The 21,227-nt window shown below is 66.9% G+C and carries 22 protein-coding genes; 21 read left to right on the top strand and 1 reads right to left on the bottom strand.

Annotation, left to right across the window (positions count from 1 at the left end; genetic code table 11):
- Nucleotides 1-43: 43 nt before the first annotated feature.
- From ABIC90_RS23770 to yfcF, 8 genes are all read left to right on the top strand, one after another.
- The gene (locus ABIC90_RS23770) at nucleotides 44-1,216 is read left to right on the top strand and encodes an isovaleryl-CoA dehydrogenase (RefSeq protein WP_354358532.1); all 1,173 of its coding nucleotides are present in this window, start codon (nucleotides 44-46) and stop codon (nucleotides 1,214-1,216) included.
- Between the two features lie 148 nt (nucleotides 1,217-1,364).
- Nucleotides 1,365-3,047, top strand: a complete 1,683-nt coding sequence (locus ABIC90_RS23775; protein WP_354358534.1) for an AMP-binding protein — start codon at nucleotides 1,365-1,367, stop codon at nucleotides 3,045-3,047.
- Nucleotides 3,044-4,666 (top strand): carboxyl transferase domain-containing protein, encoded by a 1,623-nt coding sequence (locus ABIC90_RS23780; protein ID WP_354358536.1) that lies wholly within the window; start codon nucleotides 3,044-3,046, stop codon nucleotides 4,664-4,666. Before ABIC90_RS23775 ends, ABIC90_RS23780 begins: the two co-directional genes overlap by 4 nt.
- An 11-nt stretch (nucleotides 4,667-4,677) precedes the next feature.
- Nucleotides 4,678-5,472: an enoyl-CoA hydratase/isomerase family protein gene (locus tag ABIC90_RS23785; protein ID WP_354358538.1), complete on the top strand. Its 795-nt coding sequence runs from the start codon at nucleotides 4,678-4,680 to the stop codon at nucleotides 5,470-5,472.
- A 21-nt stretch (nucleotides 5,473-5,493) separates the two neighbouring features.
- Nucleotides 5,494-6,165, top strand: coding sequence for a DUF4126 domain-containing protein (locus tag ABIC90_RS23790; protein ID WP_354358540.1), 672 nt, complete (start codon nucleotides 5,494-5,496; stop codon nucleotides 6,163-6,165).
- Nucleotides 6,158-8,161, top strand: a complete 2,004-nt coding sequence (locus tag ABIC90_RS23795; protein WP_354358542.1) for an acetyl/propionyl/methylcrotonyl-CoA carboxylase subunit alpha — start codon at nucleotides 6,158-6,160, stop codon at nucleotides 8,159-8,161. The genes ABIC90_RS23790 and ABIC90_RS23795 overlap by 8 nt, the downstream gene beginning before the upstream one ends.
- A gap of 60 nt (nucleotides 8,162-8,221) precedes the next feature.
- Entirely contained in the window at nucleotides 8,222-9,184 is a 963-nt protein-coding gene (locus tag ABIC90_RS23800; protein ID WP_354358544.1) for a DUF4349 domain-containing protein, read from the top strand.
- 39 nt (nucleotides 9,185-9,223) lie between these two features.
- Nucleotides 9,224-9,856: a glutathione transferase gene (yfcF, locus tag ABIC90_RS23805; RefSeq protein WP_354358546.1), complete on the top strand. Its 633-nt coding sequence runs from the start codon at nucleotides 9,224-9,226 to the stop codon at nucleotides 9,854-9,856.
- A 7-nt stretch (nucleotides 9,857-9,863) separates the two neighbouring features.
- Here yfcF and ABIC90_RS23810 read toward each other — a convergent pair whose 3' ends face one another.
- A complete protein-coding gene (locus tag ABIC90_RS23810) occupies nucleotides 9,864-10,178 on the bottom strand; it encodes an EthD family reductase (RefSeq protein WP_354358548.1) in 315 nt (104 codons plus the stop codon).
- Between the two features lie 90 nt (nucleotides 10,179-10,268).
- Between ABIC90_RS23810 and ABIC90_RS23815 the strand changes: the two genes are divergently transcribed.
- From ABIC90_RS23815 to ABIC90_RS23875, 13 genes are all read left to right on the top strand, one after another.
- Nucleotides 10,269-11,189: a 2-hydroxyacid dehydrogenase gene (locus ABIC90_RS23815; protein ID WP_354358550.1), complete on the top strand. Its 921-nt coding sequence runs from the start codon at nucleotides 10,269-10,271 to the stop codon at nucleotides 11,187-11,189.
- A gap of 93 nt (nucleotides 11,190-11,282) precedes the next feature.
- Entirely contained in the window at nucleotides 11,283-12,032 is a 750-nt protein-coding gene (locus tag ABIC90_RS23820) for an IclR family transcriptional regulator (RefSeq protein ID WP_354358552.1), read from the top strand.
- Complete coding sequence (locus tag ABIC90_RS23825) at nucleotides 12,029-12,421, top strand: cupin domain-containing protein (protein WP_354358554.1); 393 nt, start codon at nucleotides 12,029-12,031, stop codon at nucleotides 12,419-12,421. The genes ABIC90_RS23820 and ABIC90_RS23825 overlap by 4 nt, the downstream gene beginning before the upstream one ends.
- A 27-nt stretch (nucleotides 12,422-12,448) precedes the next feature.
- Nucleotides 12,449-13,462, top strand: a complete 1,014-nt coding sequence (locus tag ABIC90_RS23830) for a Bug family tripartite tricarboxylate transporter substrate binding protein (RefSeq protein ID WP_354358556.1) — start codon at nucleotides 12,449-12,451, stop codon at nucleotides 13,460-13,462.
- A gap of 45 nt (nucleotides 13,463-13,507) precedes the next feature.
- The gene (locus ABIC90_RS23835; RefSeq protein ID WP_354358558.1) at nucleotides 13,508-14,728 is read left to right on the top strand and encodes a CaiB/BaiF CoA transferase family protein; all 1,221 of its coding nucleotides are present in this window, start codon (nucleotides 13,508-13,510) and stop codon (nucleotides 14,726-14,728) included.
- A complete protein-coding gene (locus tag ABIC90_RS23840) occupies nucleotides 14,725-15,894 on the top strand; it encodes an acyl-CoA dehydrogenase family protein (protein ID WP_354358560.1) in 1,170 nt (389 codons plus the stop codon). The genes ABIC90_RS23835 and ABIC90_RS23840 overlap by 4 nt, the downstream gene beginning before the upstream one ends.
- A 161-nt stretch (nucleotides 15,895-16,055) precedes the next feature.
- Nucleotides 16,056-16,976 carry a hydroxymethylglutaryl-CoA lyase gene (locus ABIC90_RS23845; protein ID WP_354358562.1) on the top strand — a complete coding sequence of 307 codons (921 nt, stop codon included), beginning with the start codon at nucleotides 16,056-16,058 and terminating at the stop codon, nucleotides 16,974-16,976.
- A gap of 40 nt (nucleotides 16,977-17,016) precedes the next feature.
- Nucleotides 17,017-17,655, top strand: coding sequence for a homoserine/homoserine lactone efflux protein (gene rhtB, locus ABIC90_RS23850; RefSeq protein ID WP_354358564.1), 639 nt, complete (start codon nucleotides 17,017-17,019; stop codon nucleotides 17,653-17,655).
- 27 nt (nucleotides 17,656-17,682) lie between these two features.
- On the top strand, nucleotides 17,683-18,171 hold the full coding sequence (locus ABIC90_RS23855; protein WP_354358639.1) for a YbaK/EbsC family protein: 489 nt from the start codon (nucleotides 17,683-17,685) through the stop codon (nucleotides 18,169-18,171).
- Nucleotides 18,168-18,434: a DUF1289 domain-containing protein gene (locus ABIC90_RS23860; protein ID WP_354358566.1), complete on the top strand. Its 267-nt coding sequence runs from the start codon at nucleotides 18,168-18,170 to the stop codon at nucleotides 18,432-18,434. The genes ABIC90_RS23855 and ABIC90_RS23860 overlap by 4 nt, the downstream gene beginning before the upstream one ends.
- Nucleotides 18,431-19,075: a 2-hydroxychromene-2-carboxylate isomerase gene (locus ABIC90_RS23865; RefSeq protein WP_354358568.1), complete on the top strand. Its 645-nt coding sequence runs from the start codon at nucleotides 18,431-18,433 to the stop codon at nucleotides 19,073-19,075. Before ABIC90_RS23860 ends, ABIC90_RS23865 begins: the two co-directional genes overlap by 4 nt.
- A gap of 180 nt (nucleotides 19,076-19,255) precedes the next feature.
- Nucleotides 19,256-20,950: an MFS transporter gene (locus ABIC90_RS23870; protein WP_354358570.1), complete on the top strand. Its 1,695-nt coding sequence runs from the start codon at nucleotides 19,256-19,258 to the stop codon at nucleotides 20,948-20,950.
- A gap of 121 nt (nucleotides 20,951-21,071) precedes the next feature.
- Entirely contained in the window at nucleotides 21,072-21,212 is a 141-nt protein-coding gene (locus ABIC90_RS23875) for a hypothetical protein (protein WP_354358572.1), read from the top strand.
- Nucleotides 21,213-21,227 lie beyond the last annotated feature (15 nt).

Here is a 21,227-nt window from a genome sequence, read left to right on the forward strand (position 1 = left end):
GTGGGCAGCCCTGCGCGCCGACCCCTCAGAGGAGACAAGACACATGCACGATCCCGGCCTGAACTTCGACCTGGGCGAGGACATCGACTCGCTGCGCAGCGCCATCCAGGACTTCGCCGCGAACGAAATCGCCCCCCGCGCCGCCGACATCGACCGCGACAACCTGTTCCCGCACGACCTCTGGCAGAAGCTGGGCGAACTCGGCCTGCACGGCATGACGGTGAAGGAAGAGTTCGGCGGCACCGAGCTGGGCTACCTGGCGCACATCGTGGCCATGGAAGAAGTCTCGCGCGCCTCGGCGTCGGTGGGCCTGTCGTACGGCGCGCACTCCAACCTGTGCGTGAACCAGATCCATCGCAACGGCAGCGATGCGCAGAAGAAAAAGTACCTGCCCAAGCTGGTAAGCGGCGAGCACGTCGGCGCGCTGGCCATGAGCGAGCCCAACGCCGGCTCCGATGTGGTGAGCATGAAGCTCAAGGCCGAGAAGAAGAACGGCTACTACCTGCTCAACGGCGGCAAGATGTGGATCACCAACGGCGGTGATGCCGACACGCTGGTCATCTATGCCAAGACCGAACCCGAGATGGGCGCGCGCGGCATGACGGCATTCATCGTCGAGAAGAACTACAAGGGCTTCTCTGCGGGCACCAAGCTCGACAAGCTGGGCATGCGCGGCTCCAACACCTACCCGCTGTTCTTCGACAACTGCGAAGTGCCTGAAGAAAACGTGCTGGGCGGCGAAGGCATGGGCGCGAAGGTGCTGATGAGCGGCCTGGACTACGAACGCGCGGTGCTCTCGGGCGGCCCGCTGGGCATCATGGCCGCGTGCATGGATGCAGTGCTGCCCTTCGTGCACGAGCGCAAGCAGTTCGGACAGAGCATCGGCGAGTTCCAGCTGATGCAGGGCAAGCTGGCCGACATGTATTCGACATGGCAGGCCACGCGCGCCTATGTGTACGCCGTGGGCAAGGCCTGCGACCGCAACGACCATGCGCGCACCTTCCGCAAGGATGCGGCCGGCGCCATTCTCTATTCGGCCGAGAAGGCCACATGGATGGCCGGCGAGGCGATCCAGGCGCTGGGCGGCGTGGGCTACACCAAGGACTTTCCGGTGGAGCGGCTGTGGCGCGATGCGAAGCTGTATGAGATTGGCGCGGGGACCAGCGAGATTCGCCGGATGCTGATCGGGCGCGAGCTGTTCGCGGAAACGGCCTGAGCAAGCTGTTTTTCTCCCTCCCCTTCCGGGGGAGGGCAGGGGTGGGGGCAAGCGGCGTTCGATGGAGCACTGCGCAGAACAAGTGCCGCTCGCCCCCATCCCAACCTTCCCCCGGAAGGGGAAGGCGCAAGACAAAGGAGACAAGGACATGAGCATGACTGCTGCGTTGACCGAGAGCTACGGCAAGGGCGCCACCGACGTCCCGCTGATCGAGCAGACCATCGGCGACTTCTTCGACGACATGGTCGAGAAGCAACCCGAGCGCGAAGCCCTCATCAGCCGCCACGAAGGCCTGCGCTTCACCTACCGCGAGCTGCAGACCGAATCGAACAAGCTCGCCAGCGCCCTGCTGAACCTCGGCCTCGCACCCGGCGACCGCGTGGGCATCTGGTCGCACAACAACGCGCCCTGGGTGCTGATGCAGATCGCCACCGCCAAGGTCGGCCTCGTCCTCGTCAACATCAACCCGGCCTACCGCACCTCGGAGCTCGAGTACGCGCTCAACAAGGTCGGCTGCAAGGTGCTGGTGACGATGGCGCAGTTCAAGACCAGCGACTACCTCGGCATGCTGCGGGAACTCGGCCCCAAGCGCCTGCCGCAGTTGCAGCACACCTTCTGGATCGACGGCAAGGCCGCTGCCGATGTGGAAGAGCCCGGCATGCAGCGCTTCAGCCATCTGCTCGCAAGCGGCGATGCGAATGACCCGCGCGTGGCGCAGATCCAGAAGACGCTGAAGGCCACCGACCCCATCAACATCCAGTTCACCAGCGGCACCACGGGCTTCCCGAAGGGCGCGACGCTCACGCACCGCAACATCCTGAACAACGGCTTCTTCATCGGCGAGTGCATGAAGCTCTCGCCCATCGACAAGCTCTGCATTCCGGTGCCGCTGTACCACTGCTTCGGCATGGTGCTCGGCAACCTGGCCTGCCTCACGCACGGCTCGGCCATCGTGTATCCGAACGACGGCTTCGATCCGCTCACTGTGCTGGAAACGGTGCAGGCCGAAAAATGCACCGGCCTGCACGGCGTGCCCACGATGTTCATCGCCGAGCTCGACCATCCGCGCTTCAAGGAGTTCGATCTCTCCACGCTGCGCACCGGCATCATGGCCGGCTCGCCGTGTCCCATCGAGGTGATGAAGCGCGTGGTCGACCAGATGCACCTGGGCGAGATCACCATCGCCTACGGCATGACCGAGACCAGCCCGGTGAGCTGCCAGAGCAGCACCGACACGCCGCTGGACAAGCGCGTGTCCACCGTCGGCACCGTGCAGCCGCACCTCGAAGTGAAGATCATCGACCCGGAGACCGGCGCGATCATGCCCGTGGGCAAGTCGGGCGAACTCTGCACCCGCGGCTACTCGGTGATGCACGGCTACTGGGAAGACGCGCCGAAGACCCGCGAAGCCATCGACGCCGACCACTGGATGCACACCGGCGACCTCGCCACCATGGATGCCGAGGGCTACGTCAACATCGTCGGCCGCATCAAGGACCTGGTGATCCGCGGCGGCGAGAACATCTACCCGCGCGAGATCGAAGAATTTCTCTACCGCCATCCGAAGGTGCAGGACGTGCAGGTGGTCGGCCTGCCCGACAGGAAGTACGGCGAAGAGCTGTGCGCCTGGATCATCGTCAAGCCCGGCCAGAGCGCGACCGACACCGAGATCCGCGACTTCTGCAAGGGCCAGATCGCGCACTACAAGGTGCCGAAGTACATCCAGTTCGTCACCGAGTTCCCGATGACGGTGACCGGCAAGATCCAGAAATTCAAGATCCGCGATGCCATGACCGAGCAGCTCGGTCTCAGCCAAGAAAAGACAGCATGAGCAAACTAGAAACCAAACTGAATGCGCGTTCGGCCGACTTCCAGGCGAACGCCGCTGCGATGCGTGCGCTGGTCGACGACCTGCACGCGCAGTTCGCCAAAGTGGAGCAGGGCGGCGGCGAAGCGGCGCGCGCCAAGCACACCGGCCGCGGCAAGCTGCTGCCCCGCGACCGCGTGGCCGAGTTGCTCGACCCGGGCACCCCGTTCCTGGAGATCGCGCCGCTGGCCGCGCATGCGATGTACCTCGACGGCAAGGGGGCCGAGTCGGCACCGGGCGCCGGCATCATCACCGGCATCGGCCGCGTGAATGGCGTCGACTGCATGATCGTCTGCAACGATGCCACGGTGAAGGGCGGCACCTACTACCCGCTCACCGTGAAGAAGCACCTGCGCGCGCAGGAAATCGCCGAGCAGAACCGCCTGCCCTGCATCTACCTGGTGGATTCGGGCGGCGCCAACCTGCCGAACCAGGACGAGGTGTTCCCCGACCGCGACCACTTCGGCCGCATCTTCTACAACCAGGCCAACATGAGCGCCCAGGGCATCCCGCAGATCGCGGTGGTCATGGGCTCGTGCACGGCCGGCGGCGCGTATGTGCCGGCGATGAGCGACGAATCGATCATCGTGAAGAACCAGGGCACCATCTTCCTGGGCGGCCCGCCGCTGGTGAAGGCTGCGACCGGCGAGGTCGTCACGGCTGAAGACCTCGGTGGCGGCGACGTGCACACGCGGCTGTCGGGCGTGGCAGATCACCTGGCGCAGAACGACCTGCACGCGCTGGCGCTGGCGCGCACCGCAGTGGCCAACCTCAACAAGACCGTGCGCGCCGAGCCTGCGGGAGCCGCCCCGCAAGCGCCCGCCTTCCCCCGCGAAGAACTCTACGGCGTGATCCCCACCGACACCCGCAAGCCCTTCGACGTGCGCGAGATCATTGCGCGCATCGTCGACGGCAGCGAGTTCCACGAGTTCAAGGCCCGCTTCGGTGCCACGCTGGTCTGTGGCTTTGCCGAGATCGAGGGCATGCCCGTCGGCATCATCGCCAACAACGGCATCCTGTTCAGCGAGTCGGCGCAGAAGGGCGCGCACTTCATCGAGCTGTGCTGCCATCGCAAGATCCCGCTGGTGTTCCTGCAGAACATCACCGGCTTCATGGTGGGCCGCAAGTACGAGAACGAAGGCATCGCGCGCCACGGCGCCAAGATGGTGACAGCCGTGGCCACTGCCAACGTGCCCAAGTTCACCATCATCATCGGCGGCAGCTTCGGCGCCGGCAACTACGGCATGTGCGGCCGCGCATACAGCCCGCGCTTCCTCTGGATGTGGCCCAACGCGCGCATCAGCGTGATGGGCGGCGAGCAGGCCGCGAGCGTGCTGGCCACGGTCAAGCGCGACGGCATCGAGCTCAAGGGCGGCAGCTGGAGCGCCGACGAGGAAGAAGCCTTCAAGGCGCCGATCCGCCAGCAGTACGAAGACCAAGGGCATCCCTACTACGCGACTGCGCGTTTGTGGGACGACGGAATCATCGATCCGGCCGATACGCGGCGGGTGCTCGCGCTGGGCCTCGCGGCCTCGCGCAATGCGCCGATTCCCGAGCCGAAGTTCGGCATCTTCCGGATGTAAGGGGACGCGGCATGAGCAGTGACTTCACCAAATTGAAACTTGCGATCGAAGGCCCTATCGCCCGCATCTGGCTCGACCAGCCCGACGCCCGCAATGCCTTCGACGACGTGGTCATCGCCGAGCTGACGCAGGCGTTCACCGAAGCTGGCGCCGCGCCGCAGGTGAAAGCCATCGTGCTCGGCGCGAATGGCCCGGCCTTCTGCGCGGGCGCGAACCTCAACTGGATGCGCCGCATGGCCGACTTCACGCGGGGCGAGAACATCGCCGACGCGGGCAAGCTGGCCGCGATGCTGCGCACCATCGCCGAGTGCCCCAAGCCCACCATCGCGCGCGTGCAGGGCGATGTGTATGCGGGCGGCATGGGTCTCGTCGCGGCCTGCGACATGGCCGTGAGCGTGGACACCGCCTGGTATTGCCTCAGCGAAGTCAAGATCGGCCTCGTGCCGGCGACCATCAGCCCCTACGTGCTGCGCGCGATGGGCACGCGCGCCTCGCAGCGCTACTTCCTCACGGCCGAGCGCTTCACCGCTGCCGAGGCGCACCGCATCGGTTTCGTGCACGAAGTGGTGGCCGCCGATGCGCTCGATGCCAAGGTCGATGAACTCCTGAAGGCGCTGACCGGCGCGAGCCCGGCCGCCGTGCGCGCCTGCAAGCAACTCATCGCCGATGTGGACGGCCGCGAGATCGACGACGCGCTCATCGCGAAGACCGTCGAAGGCATCGCCGACATCCGCGCCAGCGACGAGGGCCGCGAGGGCGTGCAGGCCTTCCTGCAGAAGCGCAAGCCCTCCTGGCTCGCCGGCTGACCCGCAAGCAAAGGACGCACCATGGACGCGCTCGACATGCCCCAGCTGCTCGCCCTGTCCGCCGCCGTCGGCTGGGCCAGCGGCGTGCGCCTGTACCTCGTGGTGCTGCTGACCGGCGTGGTCGGCTACTTCGGCTGGGTGCCGTTGCCGGGCGGGCTGCAACTGCTGGCGCATCCGGTGGTGATCGCGGCCAGCGGCTTCATGGTGTTCATCGAATTCTTCGCCGACAAGATCCCGGGCCTGGATTCGCTGTGGGACGTGGTGCACACCGCGATCCGCATTCCCGCCGGTGCGGCGCTCGCGGCCAGCGTGTTCGGTGCGGACCATGGCGTGATGGCCATCGTCGCGGCGCTGCTGGGCGGCAGCTTCGCGGCCACGGCGCACGCGGCCAAGGCCACGACGCGCGCGGCCATCAACACATCGCCCGAGCCGTTCTCGAACGTGGGCGCCTCGCTGGTCGAAGACACGATGGTGCCGGCCGGGCTGTGGCTCGCGGTGGCGCATCCGCTCGTTTTTCTCGTGCTGTTCGTCGTCGTGCTGGTGCTCAGCGTGTGGCTCATCCGCAAGAGCTGGCGCTTTCTGCGCGCGCTGTTCAGCCGCGTGGCCCGCATCTTCAGCGGCCGGCCCGATCCGGGCGTCGTGCCTGCGTTTCAACTGAAAAAGAATCCTCCGGGAGACACTCCGAATGTTTAAGAAAATCCTGATCGCCAACCGTGGCGAGATTGCGTGCCGAGTTGCTGCAACGGCACGCCGCATGGCCATCCGCACGGTCGCCGTGTATTCCGATGCCGACGCGCACGCCAACCACGTGCGTGCCTGCGACGAGTCGGTGCATATCGGCGGCAGCGCACCCAAGGAAAGCTACCTGCGCTGGGAGCGGATCCTCGAAGCCGCCAAGGCCACGGGCGCCGAGGCGGTGCACCCCGGCTACGGCTTCCTGAGCGAGAACGAGGAGTTCGCGCAAGCCTGCGCCGACGCGGGCCTGGTCTTCATCGGCCCGCCGCCCTCGGCGATCAAGGCGATGGGCCTGAAGGCCGAGTCCAAGCAGCTGATGGAAAAGGCCGGCGTGCCGCTGGTGCCCGGCTACCACGGCCACGACCAGGACCCGGCGCTGCTGCAGCGCGAGGCCGACCGCATCGGCTACCCGGTGCTCATCAAGGCGAGCGCGGGCGGCGGCGGCAAGGGCATGCGCGCGGTCGACAAGGCCGCGGATTTCGAGGCCGCGCTCGCCTCGTGCAAGCGCGAAGCCATCAACAGCTTCGGCGACGACGCGGTGCTGATCGAGAAGTATGTGCAGCGCCCGCGCCATATCGAGATCCAGGTGTTCGGCGACACGCAGGGCAACTATGTCTACCTGTTCGAGCGCGACTGCTCGGTGCAGCGTCGCCACCAGAAGGTGCTGGAAGAAGCACCGGCGCCCGGCATGACCGAGGCCATGCGCAAGCAGATGGGCGATGCGGCTGTTGCTGCCGCGCGGGCTGTGAACTACGTCGGTGCGGGCACGGTGGAGTTCATCGTCGAGCAGCGCGAGGGCGGTGAGATGAACTTCTTCTTCATGGAGATGAACACGCGCCTGCAGGTGGAGCACCCTGTCACCGAAGCGATCACAGGGCTCGATCTGGTGGAGTGGCAACTGCGCGTGGCCTTCGGAGAGACGCTGCCCGCGAAGCAGCAGGACCTGCAGATCCACGGCCACGCCATCGAAGCGCGCATCTGCGCCGAGAACCCCGACAACAACTTCCTGCCCGCCACCGGCACGCTGCGCGTGTACCGGAAGCCCCAGGCGACGGCCTTCCAGCGCAGCCGCGTGCGCATCGACGACGGCGTGCGCGAGGGCGGCGAGATCTCGCCGTTCTACGACTCGATGATCGCCAAGCTCATCGTGCACGGCAGCACGCGCGCCGAAGCGCTGGCCCGGCTCGACGCCGCGCTTGCGCAGGTGCAGATCGTGGGCGTGGCGACCAACGTGCAGTTCCTGCGCGGCATCCTCGCGACCGAATCCTTCTCGAAGGCGAACCTCGACACTGCGCTGATCGAGCGCGAGCGCGCCGTGCTGTTCGACCACGAGGCGCTGGGCCTGCCGCTGGCGGCCGCCGCCGCGATCACGCGCACGCTGGTCACCGAGTGGCCCTCGAAGATGCCCGACCCCTTCGCCCGCCGCGACGGCTGGCGCGCGCTGGGCGAATACCGGCGCCACTTCGACTTCGAGTTCCGCGGCGCCGAGCAGACTGCCTTGCTGACCTACAAGCGCGACGGCGGCCTCTGGCTCGAAGCCGGCGGCAGCGCAGGGCCGCTGGTCATCGGCCAGTTCCCCACGGGCGAGTTCGAGGTCGAGTTCGCCGGATCGCGCCACACGCTCGACGTGCACCTTGATGGCGCCACGGCCCATGTGTTCGCCGCCAAGGGCGCCACGAAGATCACCGCCATCGACCGCCTCGCTCACGCCGGCGACGCGCAGGCCGAAGGCGGCCGGCTCACCGCACCCATGCCCGGCAAGGTCGTGTCCTTTGCGGTCAAGGCCGGCGACAAGGTCAGCCGCGGCCAGCCGCTGGCCGTGATGGAGGCCATGAAAATGGAGCACACCATCGCAGCACCGGCCGATGGCACGGTGGAAGAACTGATGTTCTCGCCCGGCGAGCAGGTGGCCGAAGGCGACGAATTGTTGCGAATGGCCACGGCAACGGTTTAACCCCGTTGCGGGTTCTCGCCCGTATCAGCTGCGGTAGTCATCACTTTCAAGGGATCTTTCATGACGCATCGCACGCTCTTCGTTTCGCCCCGATTCGCCCGTCCCCGCACGGGCGTTGCCATGCTGGCCCTGGCCGCCGCGCTCGCGCTGGCCGGTTGCCAGCGCACCGAGGTCGCTTCGCCGGACGCAGCAGCCCCGCCGCCGGCCCCCATGTCGGCGCCCGTGGGCTTTGCGGGCGGCATGGCGATGAAGGAGCGGTCGCGCGCCGCGCCGCAAGTCGAACAGGCCGCCGCCGACGCGGGCCAGTCACAGCAGGCGCCGCTGCAGCGTTATCTCGCGGTACGGCAGGACCTCAACGTCGAAGTGCCGCCCGAGCAACTCGGCGATGCATGGGCCAAGGTGCGCGACCTCTGCGGCACGCTGCAGTGCGAGTTGCTGTCGTCCTCGCTGCTGCGCGAAACGCCGCGGCAGCCGGGCAACGCGATGCTCGAGATGCGCGTGGCGCCGGCCGATGTCGACAAGTTGTTGAGCGGCCTGGCGGGCGTGGCCAAGGTGGTGTCGCAGAACACCACCAGCGAAGACAAGACCGCCGAGGTCATCGACGTCGAGGCGCGCATCAAGAACCGCGTCGAGTTCCGCGACAGCCTGCGGCTGATGCTGCGCGACACCGTCACCAAGCGCACCATGGCCGACCTGCTGGCCATTCAGCGCACGCTGTCCGACACGCAGGCCGAGCTCGACGCCATCGCCACCCAGCGCAAGGTGCTGGAGCAGCAGACCAGCAAGCAGCACATCCAGATCCAGTTCACGCCGACGCGCACGTTGTCGCAGGGCGGCACCAGCTACAACCCGATGATGCGTGCGCTGCGCGAAGCCGGCTCGGTGCTGGCGGAGAGCGTGGGCGTGCTCATCACTTTCCTGGCGGCGGTGTTGCCGTGGCTGTTGCTGGTGGGGTTGCCGCTCGCGTGGCTGGTGCGGGTGTTGTGGCGTCGTCGCCGCCAAGGCGCTTCTAAGATTGCGTGAGGACCGCGCCGGGTCCTTTGCCACTCACAGGAGCCGTTTTTGACGCAAGACCCCATCCATCTCTACGTGGACGCGCAGTTCGCCAGTCCGTACGCCATGTCGGTGTTCGTGGCGCTGCACGAGAAGCAACTAGGCTTCGAAATGACGCCCCTTGACCTCTCGTCACATGAGAACCGGGGCGCCGGTTTCTCCCGCTTGTCGCTTACGCAGCGCGTGCCGACGCTGGTGCAGGGCGACTTTGCACTGTCGGAGTCGTCTGCCATCGCCGAGTACCTCGACGAGGTCTTTCCTGGAACGCGGCTCTATCCGAAAGATGTGCGCAGCAAGGCTCGCGCACGGCAACTTCAAGCTTGGCTGCGCAGTGACCTGATGCCGATCCGGCAGGAACGGTCGACCGAAGTAGTTTTCTATGGGGCTGTGGGCGCACCACTCTCCTCGGCGGCGCAGGCGTCAGCACGGTCGCTTTTCGACGCAGCCGAGGCGCTACTGCCGGCCGGTGCTGAGCACCTGTTCGGCGAATGGTCGATCGCCGATGTCGATCTGGCGCTGATGCTGAACCGGCTGGTGTTCAACGGTGATGTTGTGCCGCCGCGGCTGGCGGCCTATGCGGGCCGGCAGTGGCAGCGGCCCTCGGTGCAGCGCTGGGTGGCGTTGGCGCGACCGCCGCGCTGACGCGTCGTCAGCCCACCACCACTTCACTGATCTGCATCACCGGCGCAATGTCGGTGTAGTTCTTGATGTCGCCCAGGATCTCTTTTGCATGCGGCCCGAAAGCCGCCTGGAAGGCCTCGACCGAGTCGCTGAAGACGTGGCACATGCCGATGTACGCGGGCGGGGTGCCTGGTGCGCCGCCGGCCAGGCCCTTGTCGATGGTGTACGAGAGGCAGGCATCGCCCATGCGCGCCTTCAGGAGCGGCATGTGCTTGTCGCGGTAGTAGTCGTGGTCGAAGCGGGCGTCGGCCGCGTAGGGGTACATCACGCTGACTTTGATCATGGGTGTCTCCTGATGAGGTGAGGGGTGAGTGTGGGCCGAGCATAGCCATGCCATCGCGCCGCGTCAGCGGCCTCACTAAGATTCGTCCCCATGCGAATCACCGTCTACCTCACCGACAACCGCCCAGACCCCTGGATCCAAGGCTTGCAAGCCGAACTCCCCGATGCCGTCATCGAAGCCTGGAAGCCCGGCGCGCCGCAGGCCGACCATGCCGTGGTGTGGGCGCCGCCGCAGGCGTTCCTCGACGAGCAGCCCGGACTGCGCGGCATCTTCAACATCGGCGCGGGCGTCGATGCGCTGCTCAAGCTCAAGGTGCCCGCGCACACGCGCATCGTGCGGCTGGACGACGCAGGCATGTCGGTGCAGATGGCCGAGTACGTGTGCCACACGCTCATTCGCCACTTTCGCGAGTTCGATGCCTACGAGGCCGATGCGCGCGAGGGCAAGTGGGGCTATCGCAAGCCCAAGCTGCGGCGCGACTTTCCGGTCGGGATCATGGGCCTGGGCGTGCTCGGCGAGCGCGTGGCCAAGGCGGTGGCGCACTTCGAGTTTCCGGTGCTGGGCTGGAGCCGCTCGCCGAAGGCCATCGACGGCGTGCAGGTGTTCAGCGGCGAGGCGCAGTTCGACGAATTTCTTTCGTCCACGCGCGTGCTGGTCAACCTGCTGCCGCTGACCGACGCCACGCGCGGCATCCTGAACCGCAAGACGCTGGGCAAGCTCAAGCCCGAGGGCTACCTGATCAGCATCGCGCGCGGCGGTCATCTGGTCGAAGAAGACCTCATCCCCATGCTCGACGCGGGCGAACTCGCGGGCGCCACGCTCGACGTGTTCCAGGTCGAGCCGCTGCCGGCCGACCATGCCTTCTGGCGCCACCCCAAGATCACCGTGACCCCGCACGGCTCGGCGCGCACGCTGCGCGAGGAGTCCATCACCCAGATCGCCGGAAAGATCCGGGCGATGGAGCAGGGCTTGCCGGTGGCGGGCATCGTCGATCCATCGCGGGGCTACTGAGGCCATGCACGGCCGCCGATCCCGACGCTGAAAGGAGGCGAACGAAGGGGAAACCCTGAGGCATTTGTTTTTCACATACGCGAAAATTTATTCATGGTTGTGAAAACAGCGTTTCGCGTGATCGAGATCGTCGAGCTCTTCGCCCGGGAGAAGCAGCCGCTGGCGCTGTCCGAGATGGCGCGGTTGCTCGATATGCCGGTGTCCAGTTGCCTCGGGCTGATCCGCACGCTCGAAGAGCAGGGCTACATGTACGAAACCGGCCGCCGCCAGGGCTACTACCCGACGGGCCGGCTGCTTGCGATGGCGCAGGTCATCGCCGCGCACGACCCGGTGCTCGACCGGGTGAAGGCCACGCTGGAAGAACTGCGCGACGCCGCCCGCGAAACCGTGGTGTTCGGCAAGTTCCGCGATGCGGGCCAGGTGGTGTACCTCGACGTGCTGAGCGCGCCGCAGAGCATCCGCTACACGGCCGAATCGGGCGAGACGCGCCCGGCGTATGCCAACTCGCTGGGCCGCGCGCTGCTCTCCACGCTTGCGCCCGATGCGCGCCGCAAGCTCCTGGACGGCATGGCGCTGCTGCCGCTGACCGACGCGACGCTCACCACCGCCGACGCCATCGAAGCCGAGCTGCAGCACTCCCTCGCGCGCGGCTGGTACGGCAACCTCGGCGAAAGCATTCCCGACCTGATCGGCCTGGCCTGGCCGCTGCGCATCGGCGGCGAGGCCTACGCCATTTCGGTGGCCGGCCCGCGCTACCGCATGGAGCCGCGCATCGAGGACATCGCCGCGATGCTGCGCTCGGCGTGCCTGGCGATCGAACCCAAGACAGAGAACCCCCGATGACAACGACCTCCGCCCCTCGCTACTTCATCCGCGAAGCCGACATCGCCGGCTATCACCCGGCCAACCACACCGGCACGCTGAACAAGCGCCTGATCGGCCCCGAGACCGTGGGCGCGAAGCAGCTCGAGGTGCTGGTGGGCCACATCCAGAAGGGCAAGGGCGCGCTGCCGCATGCGCATCCGGGCATCGAGCAGGTCTGCTACATGCTCGAAGGCCGCGCGGTCGCCGAGGTGGGCGGCCAGCGGCAGGAGCTGCACCCCGGCGACAGCTGCTTTTTTCCGGCCGATGCGATGCACACCTTCACGGTGGTGAGCGACGAGCCGGTGCGCGTGCTGGTGATCTACAGCCCGCCGTACGAGGAATCGCCGGAGCGCGTGATCCGGCCCTGAACGACAACCACCCGGAGACAAAAAACCATGCAGACGAAGAACGCGACAGCAACAGTCGCGGTGGCAAGCCGCCGCCGTTTCATTTCCATCGGCGCCGCGGCGGGCCTCGCAGGCGCGGCGCCCTGGGCCTTCGCGCAGGACGCCGGCTACCCCAAGCAGCCGATCAAACTGATCGTGCCCTTCGCCGCCGGCAGCGGCACGGACGCGGTGGCGCGCATCACCGCGCAGATGCTGGGCGAGGCGCTCAAGGGCTCGGTCATCGTGGACAACCGTGCCGGTGCCAACGGCGTGATCGCGGCCGAGCTCGTGGCCAAGGCGCCGCCCGACGGCTACACGCTCTTCATGACCACCAACACCACGCACTCGGCCAACCCGAGCCTGATGAAGTCGCTGCCCTACGACCCGGTGAAGGACTTCGCGCCGGTCAGCCGCATGGGCAACCTGCCGTTCATGCTGGTGGTGAACAACGACCTGCCGGTCAAGAGCGTGGCCGAGCTCCTGGCCTGGGGCCGTGCCAATCCCGGCAAACTGACTTATGCGAGCGGCAACAGCACCGGCATCGTGAGCGGCGCCACGCTCTCGCGCATGAGCGGGGTGCCGATGCTGCACGTGCCCTACAAGAGCACGCCGCCCGCCATCGCCGACCTGATCGGCGGGCAGGTGTCGATGATGGTGGTCGACCTCGCCGCGGGCCTTGCCACGGTGAAGGCCGGCAAGCTGCGCGCCATTGCGGTCACCACGCAAGAGCGCACCAAGCTCTTCCCCGAACTGCCGCCGCTGGCCGACACGCCCGAGCTCAAGGGCTTCGACATCACTTCGTGGAACGGCGTGTTCGCACCGGCCGGCACGCCGCGCGACATCGTGCTCAAGCTCAACAAGGCGCTGTCGGAGATGGCGAACGGCGCGGTCTTTCGCGAGCGCGTGAGCAAGCTGGGCTTCGATGCGTTCGGCAGCACGCCGGAGGAACTGGGTGCCTTCACCGTGTCCGAGTTGGCCAAGTGGAAAAAGCTGATTCAGGCCGCAGGCATTCAACCCGAATGAGCGATCTGTATTTCTCCTTCCCCTAGAGGGGGAAGGAGCGACCACATGAATACCTCCGGACCCCTCGAAGGCATCCGCATCCTCGACCTCACGGCCGTGGTGATGGGGCCCTACGCCACGCAGACGCTCGGCGATCTGGGCGCCGACATCGTCAAGGTCGAACCGCCCGCAGGCGACAACCTGCGCGCGGTCGGCCCGATGCGTCATGCGGGCATGGGCGCGATGGCGATGCACCTGAACCGCAACAAGCGCTCCATCGTGCTCGACCTGAAGCAGCCCGAGGGCCGCGAGGCGTGCCTGCGGCTCGCCGCGGGTTGCGATGCGCTCATCTACAACACGCGCCCACAGGCGATGGCGCGGCTCGGGCTCGGCTACGAGGCGGTGGCGGCGGCCAATCCGAAGATCGTCTACCTCGGCGCCTTCGGCTACGGCGAAGAAGGCCCGTACGCCGGCAAGCCTGCGTACGACGATCTCATCCAGGGCGCGGCCGGCGTCGCCTCGCTCTTCGCGCAGCAAAGCGGCGATGCGCCGCGCTACGCGCCCGTCACGCTGGCCGACCGCGCCGTGGGGCTGCAGGCGGCCATCGCGCTGCTCGCTGCCGTGCTCCATGCGCAGCGCACCGGCAAAGGCCAGGCCGTGGAGGTTCCGATGTTCGAGGCGCTCTCGCAGTTCGTGATGGGCGACCACCTCGGCGGCCACAGCTTCGAGCCGCCGCTCGGCCCCACCGGCTATGCGCGCCTGCTCGCGCCGCACCGCAAGCCCTATGCGACGGCGGACGGTTATCTGAGCGTGCTCATCTACAACGACAAGCACTGGCAGTCCTTCTTCGACGTGATCGGCCGGCCCGAGCTGCGCGCCTCGCCGATGTTCGGCACGCACACCGCGCGTGCCGCGAACATCGGCGCGGTCTATGCGTTCGTGGCCGAGGTGATGGCCACGCGCGGCAGCGACGAATGGATGGCGGTGCTGGAAGCGGCCGACATCCCGGTGGCGCGCCTGCACACGACCGAGAGCCTGCTCGACGACCCGCACCTGCGCGCGGTCGGTTTCTTTCCCGAGTTCGACCACCCGAGCGAAGGCCGCATCCGCACGCTCGCGCCGGTCGGGCGCTACAGCGCCACGCCCGCGTCGATCCGCCGGCCCGCGCCGCGCATCGGCGAGCAGAGCGTGGAGCTGCTGCGCGAAGCGGGCTACGCCGACGAAGACATCGACCGGATGCTCGCGCGGGGCGTCACCCTGCAACCGAAACCGAAAGACAGCGAATGAATTTCTCCCTGAACGAAGACCAGCGTTCGCTCGTCGCAGCCATCGAGCGCCTCTGCGAAGACTTTCCCATCGACTACTGGCGCGACCATGACGAGCGCGCCGTGTTCCCGCACGAGTTCCACCGCGCCGTCGCCCAAAGCGGTTGGCTCGGCATCGCAATGCCCGAGGCGCAGGGCGGCGCGGGCCTGGGCATCACCGAGGCGGCGCTGATGATGCGCGCCATCAGCGCCTCGGGCGCGGGCATGTCGGGCGCGTCGTCGGTGCACATGAATATCTTCGGCCTCAACCCGGTGGTGGTGTTCGGCTCCGAGGCGCAGCGCCAGCGCTTCCTGCCGCCGCTGATCGCGGGCACCGAAAAGGCCTGCTTCGCCGTGACCGAGCCCGACGCGGGACTCGACACCACCAGCCTCAAGACGCAGGCGGTGCGCCAGCCCGGCGGCAGCTACCTGCTGCACGGCCGCAAGATCTGGATCTCGACCGCGCAGGTGGCCGACCGCATGCTGATCCTCACGCGCACCACGCCCATCGACCAGGTGAAGAAGCCTACGCAGGGCCTCACGCTTTTCTACACGGCGCTGGACCGCAGCAAGGTCGAGGTGCGCGAGATCCACAAGCTCGGCCGCGCGGCGGTCGACTCGAACATGCTCTTCATCGACGGCCTCGAAGTGCCCGAAGAAGACCGCATCGGCGAGGAAGGCCGCGGCTTCGAATACATCCTGCACGGTCTGAACCCCGAGCGCATATTGATCGCGGCGGAGGCCATCGGCATCGGCCGCGCTGCCTTGCGAATCGCTTCGCAGTACGCACAGGAGCGCGTCGTGTTCGGCCGGCCCATCGGCCAGAACCAGGGCGTGGCGCATCCGCTCGCGCGGGCCTGGGCCAACCTGGAGGCGGCCGACCTGATGATGCTCAAGGCCGCCACGCTGTACGACGCGAACGAGCCCTGCGGCATCGAAGCCAACGCCGCCAAGTACCTGGCGGCCGAGGCGGCGCACGACGCCTGCCAGAACGCGATCCTCACGCTCGGCGGCATGGGCTATGCCAAGGAATACCACGTCGAGCGCCTGCTGCGCGAGAGCTACATCCCGCGCATCGCGCCGGTGAGCCCGCAGATGATCCTGAACTTCATCGCCGAGAAGGCGCTGGGGCTGCCGAAGTCGTACTGATCCTTCGCCGGTTTCCGCGCTCCGGGATGCGCCTGGCGCCATTTGCACCCCCGCTGGCGCGCATTGCTACCTTCCGGAACTTGTGTACCAGGCAAGGTGTTCCGAGGTGGCCGACAATCGGGGGCGGTTTTTTCCTCCTCCCGCGACACAAGAGACACCCCATGACACTCCCCACCCGCGTCCAGCTCGTCGACGTCGGCCCGCGCGACGGCCTGCAGAACGAAAAGCAGCCCGTCTCGGCCGAGATCAAGATCGGCCTCGTGCACCGCCTGCAGGATGCGGGCCTCAAGGAGATCGAGGTCACGAGCTTCGTCTCGCCCAAGTGGGTGCCGCAGATGGCCGACAACGCCCAGGTGATGCACGGCATCGTGCGCAAGCCCGGCGTGCGCTACTCGGTGCTCACGCCCAACATGAAGGGCTTCGAGGCCGCCATCGCCGCGCCGCGCGAGGAGTGGCCCGACGAGATCGTGGTGTTCGGCGCCGCGAGCGAGGCCTTCAGCCAGAAGAACATCAACTGCTCCATCGCCGAGAGCATCGAGCGCTTCGCGCCCGTGGTGGCCGCGGCGCTCGAGAAGGGCATCGCTGTGCGCGGCGCGATGTCGTGCACGGTCGGTTGCCCCTATGAAGGCGAGATCGCGCCGGCCAAGGTCGGCTACCTCGCGCAGCTGATGAAGGGCATCGGCGTGCAGCGCGTGGACGTGGCCGACACCATCGGCGTGGGCACGCCGCGCAAGGTGCAAGCGGCCATGGAAGCCACGCTGGCGCACTTCGATGTGGCCGCCGTTTCCGGCCACTTTCACGACACCTACGGGCAGGCGCTGGTCAACACGCTGGCGGCGCTCGAGATGGGGGTGTGGAACTTCCAATCGTCCTCGGCGGGCCTGGGCGGCTGCCCTTACGCCAAGGGCGCGACGGGCAACGTGGCCACCGAGGACGTGGTCTACATGCTGCACGGCATGGGCATCGAAACCGGCATCGACCTGGACAAGCTGATCGACGCGGGCGTCTACATCAGCGAGGCGCTGGGGCGCGAGCCGAACTCGCGCGCATCGAAGGCCATCCGCACCAAGCGGGCCGGCTGAAGCCCCAACACAAACACCCACACGCACAGGAGTTTTCGTCGTGGACCTGCATGTCTGGCTCGCGTTTCTGGTGGCCAGTTGCGTCATCGCGGTTTCGCCCGGTTCGGGCGCGGTGCTCAGCATGAGCCACGGCCTGAGCTACGGCGTGCGGCGCACCACGGCGACCATCGTCGGCCTGCAACTGGGGCTGGCCGTGATCCTGCTGGTGGCCGGGCTCGGCGTGGGCGCGGTGCTCACCGCCTCGGCCACTGCGTTCACGGTGATCAAGGTGGTCGGCGCCTGCTACCTGCTCTGGCTGGGTTGGCGCCAGTGGCGGGCGCCTGTCGCAAAGGCCGAGGGCGACGCGGCGCAAGCCACCAGCGAGCCCGATCTCACGGTGCGGCAGCGCGTGCTGCGCGGCTTTCTGACCAACGTGACCAACCCCAAGGGCATCGTCTTCATGGCCGCAGTGCTGCCGCAGTTCATCGAGCCGGAGCGGCCTTTGTGGCTGCAACTGCTGGTGCTGCTGCTCACGACGGTGGCGGTCGATGTGACCGTGATGCACGGCTACGCCTGGCTGGCCGCGCGCTTGCAGGGCGTGCTGCGCAGCGTGCGTGCCCGTCGCGCGCAGAACCGCGTCTTCGGCGGCGTGCTGATGGCGATGGGCGCATTCCTTTTCATGTTCAAGCGCAACGCCTGAGCGGTGCGCCCCCATCCATTCGAATCCATGTGCGGCTCCGAACTCCATTCCCTTCCTGAAGGCGTGCAGCGCGTCTCGCGCGTGCTCCAGGACACCGGCCATCCCCATTCGCCGCGCATGCTCGACGACGCCTGCCGCACCGCGCAACAGGCCGCCGATGCGCTCGGCATCTCGGTCGGGCAGATCGCCAAGAGCATCATCTTTCGCCGCAAGAGCGACGGCGTGGCGGTGCTGGTCATCACCTCGGGCGACAAGCGCGTGGACGAGAAGAAGGTCGATGCGCTCATCGGCAAGACCGGCCGCGCCGATGCCGAATTCGTGAAGGCGCGCACCGGCTTCACCATCGGCGGCGTGTCGCCGGTGGGGCATGCGACCAAGCCGGTGGTGCTGATCGACCGCGAGCTGTTCCGCTTCGACGAGATCTGGGCCGCGGCGGGCCATCCGCACGCGGTGTTCCAGCTCAAGCCGCAAGACCTCGAAACGCTCACCGGCGCGCCGGTGGCGGACGTGGTTTGAACTTCTCGGAAGCCGAAACGCTGGCCGCGCGCGCCGTGGCCGTGCGCGATCTGCCCGAAGACGTTCCTTCGCCCTGCACCTCGGTGTGCCGCATGGACCGCCTGAGCGGATTCTGCGAAGGGTGCCTGCGCACCATTCCCGAGATCGCGGGCTGGAGCAAGATGGAAGACGACGCGCGGCGCCACGTCTGGCGCGCGATCGAGTTGCGCGCCCGGGCCGGCATCTGGCGCATCCCCGAAACCTCCGGAGACCACGACGCATGAAGCACATCGATTTCTATCTCGACTTCATCTCGCCCTACGCGCACCTCGCGTTCGAGCATCTGCCCCAGGCACTCGAGGGCCTGAGCTACAGCGTGGCCTACAAGCCGGTGCTGCTGGGCGCGCTGCTCAAGCAGCACGGCCAGCTCGGGCCGGCCGAGATTCCGGCCAAGCGCAGCTGGACCTACCGGCATGTGCTGTGGCTGGGCCAGGCCCACGGCATCCCCATCGAGATGCCGGCATCGCACCCTTACAACCCGCTGCCGCACCTGCGGCTCGCGGTTTCGACGTCGGACGATGGCAGCATCAGCCGCCTCGTGGCCGAGACGATCCTGCGCAACGTATGGCGCGGCGGCGAAGAAGCCGGCGATGCCGCACGGCTCGCCGCGCTCACCGCACAGCTGAACCCGAAGCGCGAAGCGGGCAGCGACGAGAGCAAGGCCCTGCTCAAGCGCAACACCGACGAAGCGCTGGCGCTCGGCGTGTTCGGCACGCCCGCCTATGTGGTCGAGGGGCGTCTCTTCTGGGGTTTCGACGGCCTCGCGATGCTGCGTTCGTACCTTGCCGGCGACGCATGGTTCGACGGCCCGCAATGGGCCGGAGCCGATCAGCGCCCCTCTTTGTTGCGCAGCAGCAAGGGCTGAGTACAAACCCGCGCAGGGGTCGAATTTCTTACAGGCTGAAACGCACTGCGCGGGTTTCACCTTAATTCGTAAGCATCGGTTCAGTTTCGCGCAAGGCTCGGGTCAGTCGCGCCTCCAAGAATGCCTCACGGTCCCGAATGCCGGGAACCGAATGAACGCAAACACACAGGAGACGACGCAATGGCAGCCACATTAGATTCGAGGGGAATGCCGCATCCGGCCCCCCGGCCCATGTCCGCGGAGGAGAAGAAAGTCATCTTCGCCTCCTCGTTGGGCACCGTGTTCGAGTGGTACGACTTCTATCTCTACGGTTCGCTCGCCGCGATCATTGCCAAGCAGTTCTTCAGCGGACTGGATGCGGGCGCTGCCTTCATCTTCGCGCTGCTGGCGTTTGCGGCCGGTTTCCTGGTGCGTCCGTTCGGCGCCATCGTGTTCGGCCGCCTGGGCGACATGATCGGCCGCAAGTACACCTTCCTGGTCACCATCCTGATCATGGGCCTGTCGACCTTCATCGTCGGCCTGCTGCCCACCTACGCGACCATCGGCGTCGCGGCGCCGGTGATCCTGATCGCGCTGCGCATGCTCCAGGGCCTGGCCCTGGGCGGCGAGTACGGCGGTGCCGCCACCTATGTGGCCGAGCACTCGCCGCACGGCAAGCGCGGTGCGTACACCTCGTGGATCCAGACCACGGCAACGCTGGGCCTGTTCCTGAGCCTGCTGGTGATCCTGGGCGTGCGGACCTGGCTCGGCGAACAGGCGTTCGGCGATTGGGGCTGGCGCATTCCGTTCCTGGTGTCGATCGCGCTGCTCGGCATTTCGGTGTGGATTCGCCTGTCTTTGAGCGAATCGCCCGCGTTCCAGAAGATGAAGGCCGAGGGCAAGACCTCCAAGGCGCCGCTGTCCGAATCGTTCGGCGAGTGGAAGAACCTGAAGATCGTGATCCTGGCGCTCGTCGGCCTGACCGCCGGCCAGGCCGTGGTCTGGTACTCGGGCCAGTTCTACGCGCTCTTCTTCCTGACGCAGCAGCTCAAGGTCGATGCGACCACGGCCAACCTGATGATCGCGGCCGCGCTGCTGCTGGGCACGCCGTTCTTCGTGGTCTTCGGTACGCTGTCCGACAAGGTCGGCCGCAAGCCCATCATCATGGCCGGCTGCCTGCTGGCGGTGCTCACGTACTTCCCGGTGTTCAAGATGCTGACCGAAGCCGCCAACCCCGACTTGGCCCGCGCGCAAGCCACGGCCGGCGTCACGGTCACGGCCGACCCGGCAACCTGCTCGTTCCAGGGCAATCCGGTGGCCCGGGAAATCGACTTCAGAAGCTCCTGCGACATCGCCAAGCGCTACCTGGTGCAGAACTCGGTGAGCTATGAGAACGTGGCCGGCGCGCCGGGTTCCAAGGCCGTCGTGAAGATCGGCGACAAGACGATCGAGGCGCCTGTGGGCAACGTCGTGAACCTCAAGTTCGACGAAGGCTCCGCCAAGGAAATCGCCGCGTTCAAGAAGGGCGTGGCCGAAGACCTGAAGATCGCGGGCTACCCGACCAAGGCCGACCCCGCAAAGATCAACAAGCTGCTGACGGTCGGCTTGCTGTTCTGGCTGGTGCTGCTGGTGACGATGGTGTACGGCCCGATCGCGGCGATGCTGGTGGAAATGTTCCCCACCCGCATCCGCTACACCTCGATGAGCCTGCCGTACCACATCGGCAACGGCTGGTTCGGCGGCCTGCTGCCGACCACCGCCTTCGCCATCGTGGCCTCCACCGGCAACATGTACAACGGCCTCTGGTACCCGATCATCATCGCGGGCATCACGCTGGTGATCGGCACCATCTTCATCCGCGAAACCAAGGACGTGGACATCTACGCCAACGACTGATCGCAGGTGCGACTGGAGGGCTGCGCAAGCGGCCCTCCGTTCAACAAAGAGGCTTCATGCCATGCATCGGCATGAGGCCTTTTTCTTGAACCCTCAACAACCTTTTCAGGAGACAACACCCATGTGGAAAATTGCCGTCGGCTTCGTCATCTTTGCCGCCATTGCCCTGTACGTGATCTCCCAGGCCGGTGACAAGATCGACATGTCGGGCGAGAAACATGGCGGCGACACCACCACGCACGAGCCCGCCCCACAAAAGTAAAGCGTAAAGCGAGAA

The sequence above is a fragment of the Variovorax boronicumulans genome, from assembly GCF_040544675.1.
Lineage (GTDB): Bacteria > Pseudomonadota > Gammaproteobacteria > Burkholderiales > Burkholderiaceae_C > Variovorax > Variovorax boronicumulans_D.

Coding starts and splice junctions, on each gene's coding strand:
- ABIC90_RS23770 (WP_354358532.1), top strand. CDS start 44: ATGCACGATCCCGGCCTGAACTTCGACCTGGGCGAGGACATCGACTCG.
- ABIC90_RS23775 (WP_354358534.1), top strand. CDS start 1,365: ATGAGCATGACTGCTGCGTTGACCGAGAGCTACGGCAAGGGCGCCACC.
- ABIC90_RS23780 (WP_354358536.1), top strand. CDS start 3,044: ATGAGCAAACTAGAAACCAAACTGAATGCGCGTTCGGCCGACTTCCAG.
- ABIC90_RS23785 (WP_354358538.1), top strand. CDS start 4,678: ATGAGCAGTGACTTCACCAAATTGAAACTTGCGATCGAAGGCCCTATC.
- ABIC90_RS23790 (WP_354358540.1), top strand. CDS start 5,494: ATGGACGCGCTCGACATGCCCCAGCTGCTCGCCCTGTCCGCCGCCGTC.
- ABIC90_RS23795 (WP_354358542.1), top strand. CDS start 6,158: ATGTTTAAGAAAATCCTGATCGCCAACCGTGGCGAGATTGCGTGCCGA.
- ABIC90_RS23800 (WP_354358544.1), top strand. CDS start 8,222: ATGACGCATCGCACGCTCTTCGTTTCGCCCCGATTCGCCCGTCCCCGC.
- ABIC90_RS23810 (WP_354358548.1), bottom strand. CDS start 10,178: ATGATCAAAGTCAGCGTGATGTACCCCTACGCGGCCGACGCCCGCTTC.
- ABIC90_RS23815 (WP_354358550.1), top strand. CDS start 10,269: ATGCGAATCACCGTCTACCTCACCGACAACCGCCCAGACCCCTGGATC.
- ABIC90_RS23820 (WP_354358552.1), top strand. CDS start 11,283: ATGGTTGTGAAAACAGCGTTTCGCGTGATCGAGATCGTCGAGCTCTTC.
- ABIC90_RS23825 (WP_354358554.1), top strand. CDS start 12,029: ATGACAACGACCTCCGCCCCTCGCTACTTCATCCGCGAAGCCGACATC.
- ABIC90_RS23830 (WP_354358556.1), top strand. CDS start 12,449: ATGCAGACGAAGAACGCGACAGCAACAGTCGCGGTGGCAAGCCGCCGC.
- ABIC90_RS23835 (WP_354358558.1), top strand. CDS start 13,508: ATGAATACCTCCGGACCCCTCGAAGGCATCCGCATCCTCGACCTCACG.
- ABIC90_RS23840 (WP_354358560.1), top strand. CDS start 14,725: ATGAATTTCTCCCTGAACGAAGACCAGCGTTCGCTCGTCGCAGCCATC.
- ABIC90_RS23845 (WP_354358562.1), top strand. CDS start 16,056: ATGACACTCCCCACCCGCGTCCAGCTCGTCGACGTCGGCCCGCGCGAC.
- ABIC90_RS23855 (WP_354358639.1), top strand. CDS start 17,683: ATGTGCGGCTCCGAACTCCATTCCCTTCCTGAAGGCGTGCAGCGCGTC.
- ABIC90_RS23865 (WP_354358568.1), top strand. CDS start 18,431: ATGAAGCACATCGATTTCTATCTCGACTTCATCTCGCCCTACGCGCAC.
- ABIC90_RS23870 (WP_354358570.1), top strand. CDS start 19,256: ATGGCAGCCACATTAGATTCGAGGGGAATGCCGCATCCGGCCCCCCGG.
- ABIC90_RS23875 (WP_354358572.1), top strand. CDS start 21,072: ATGTGGAAAATTGCCGTCGGCTTCGTCATCTTTGCCGCCATTGCCCTG.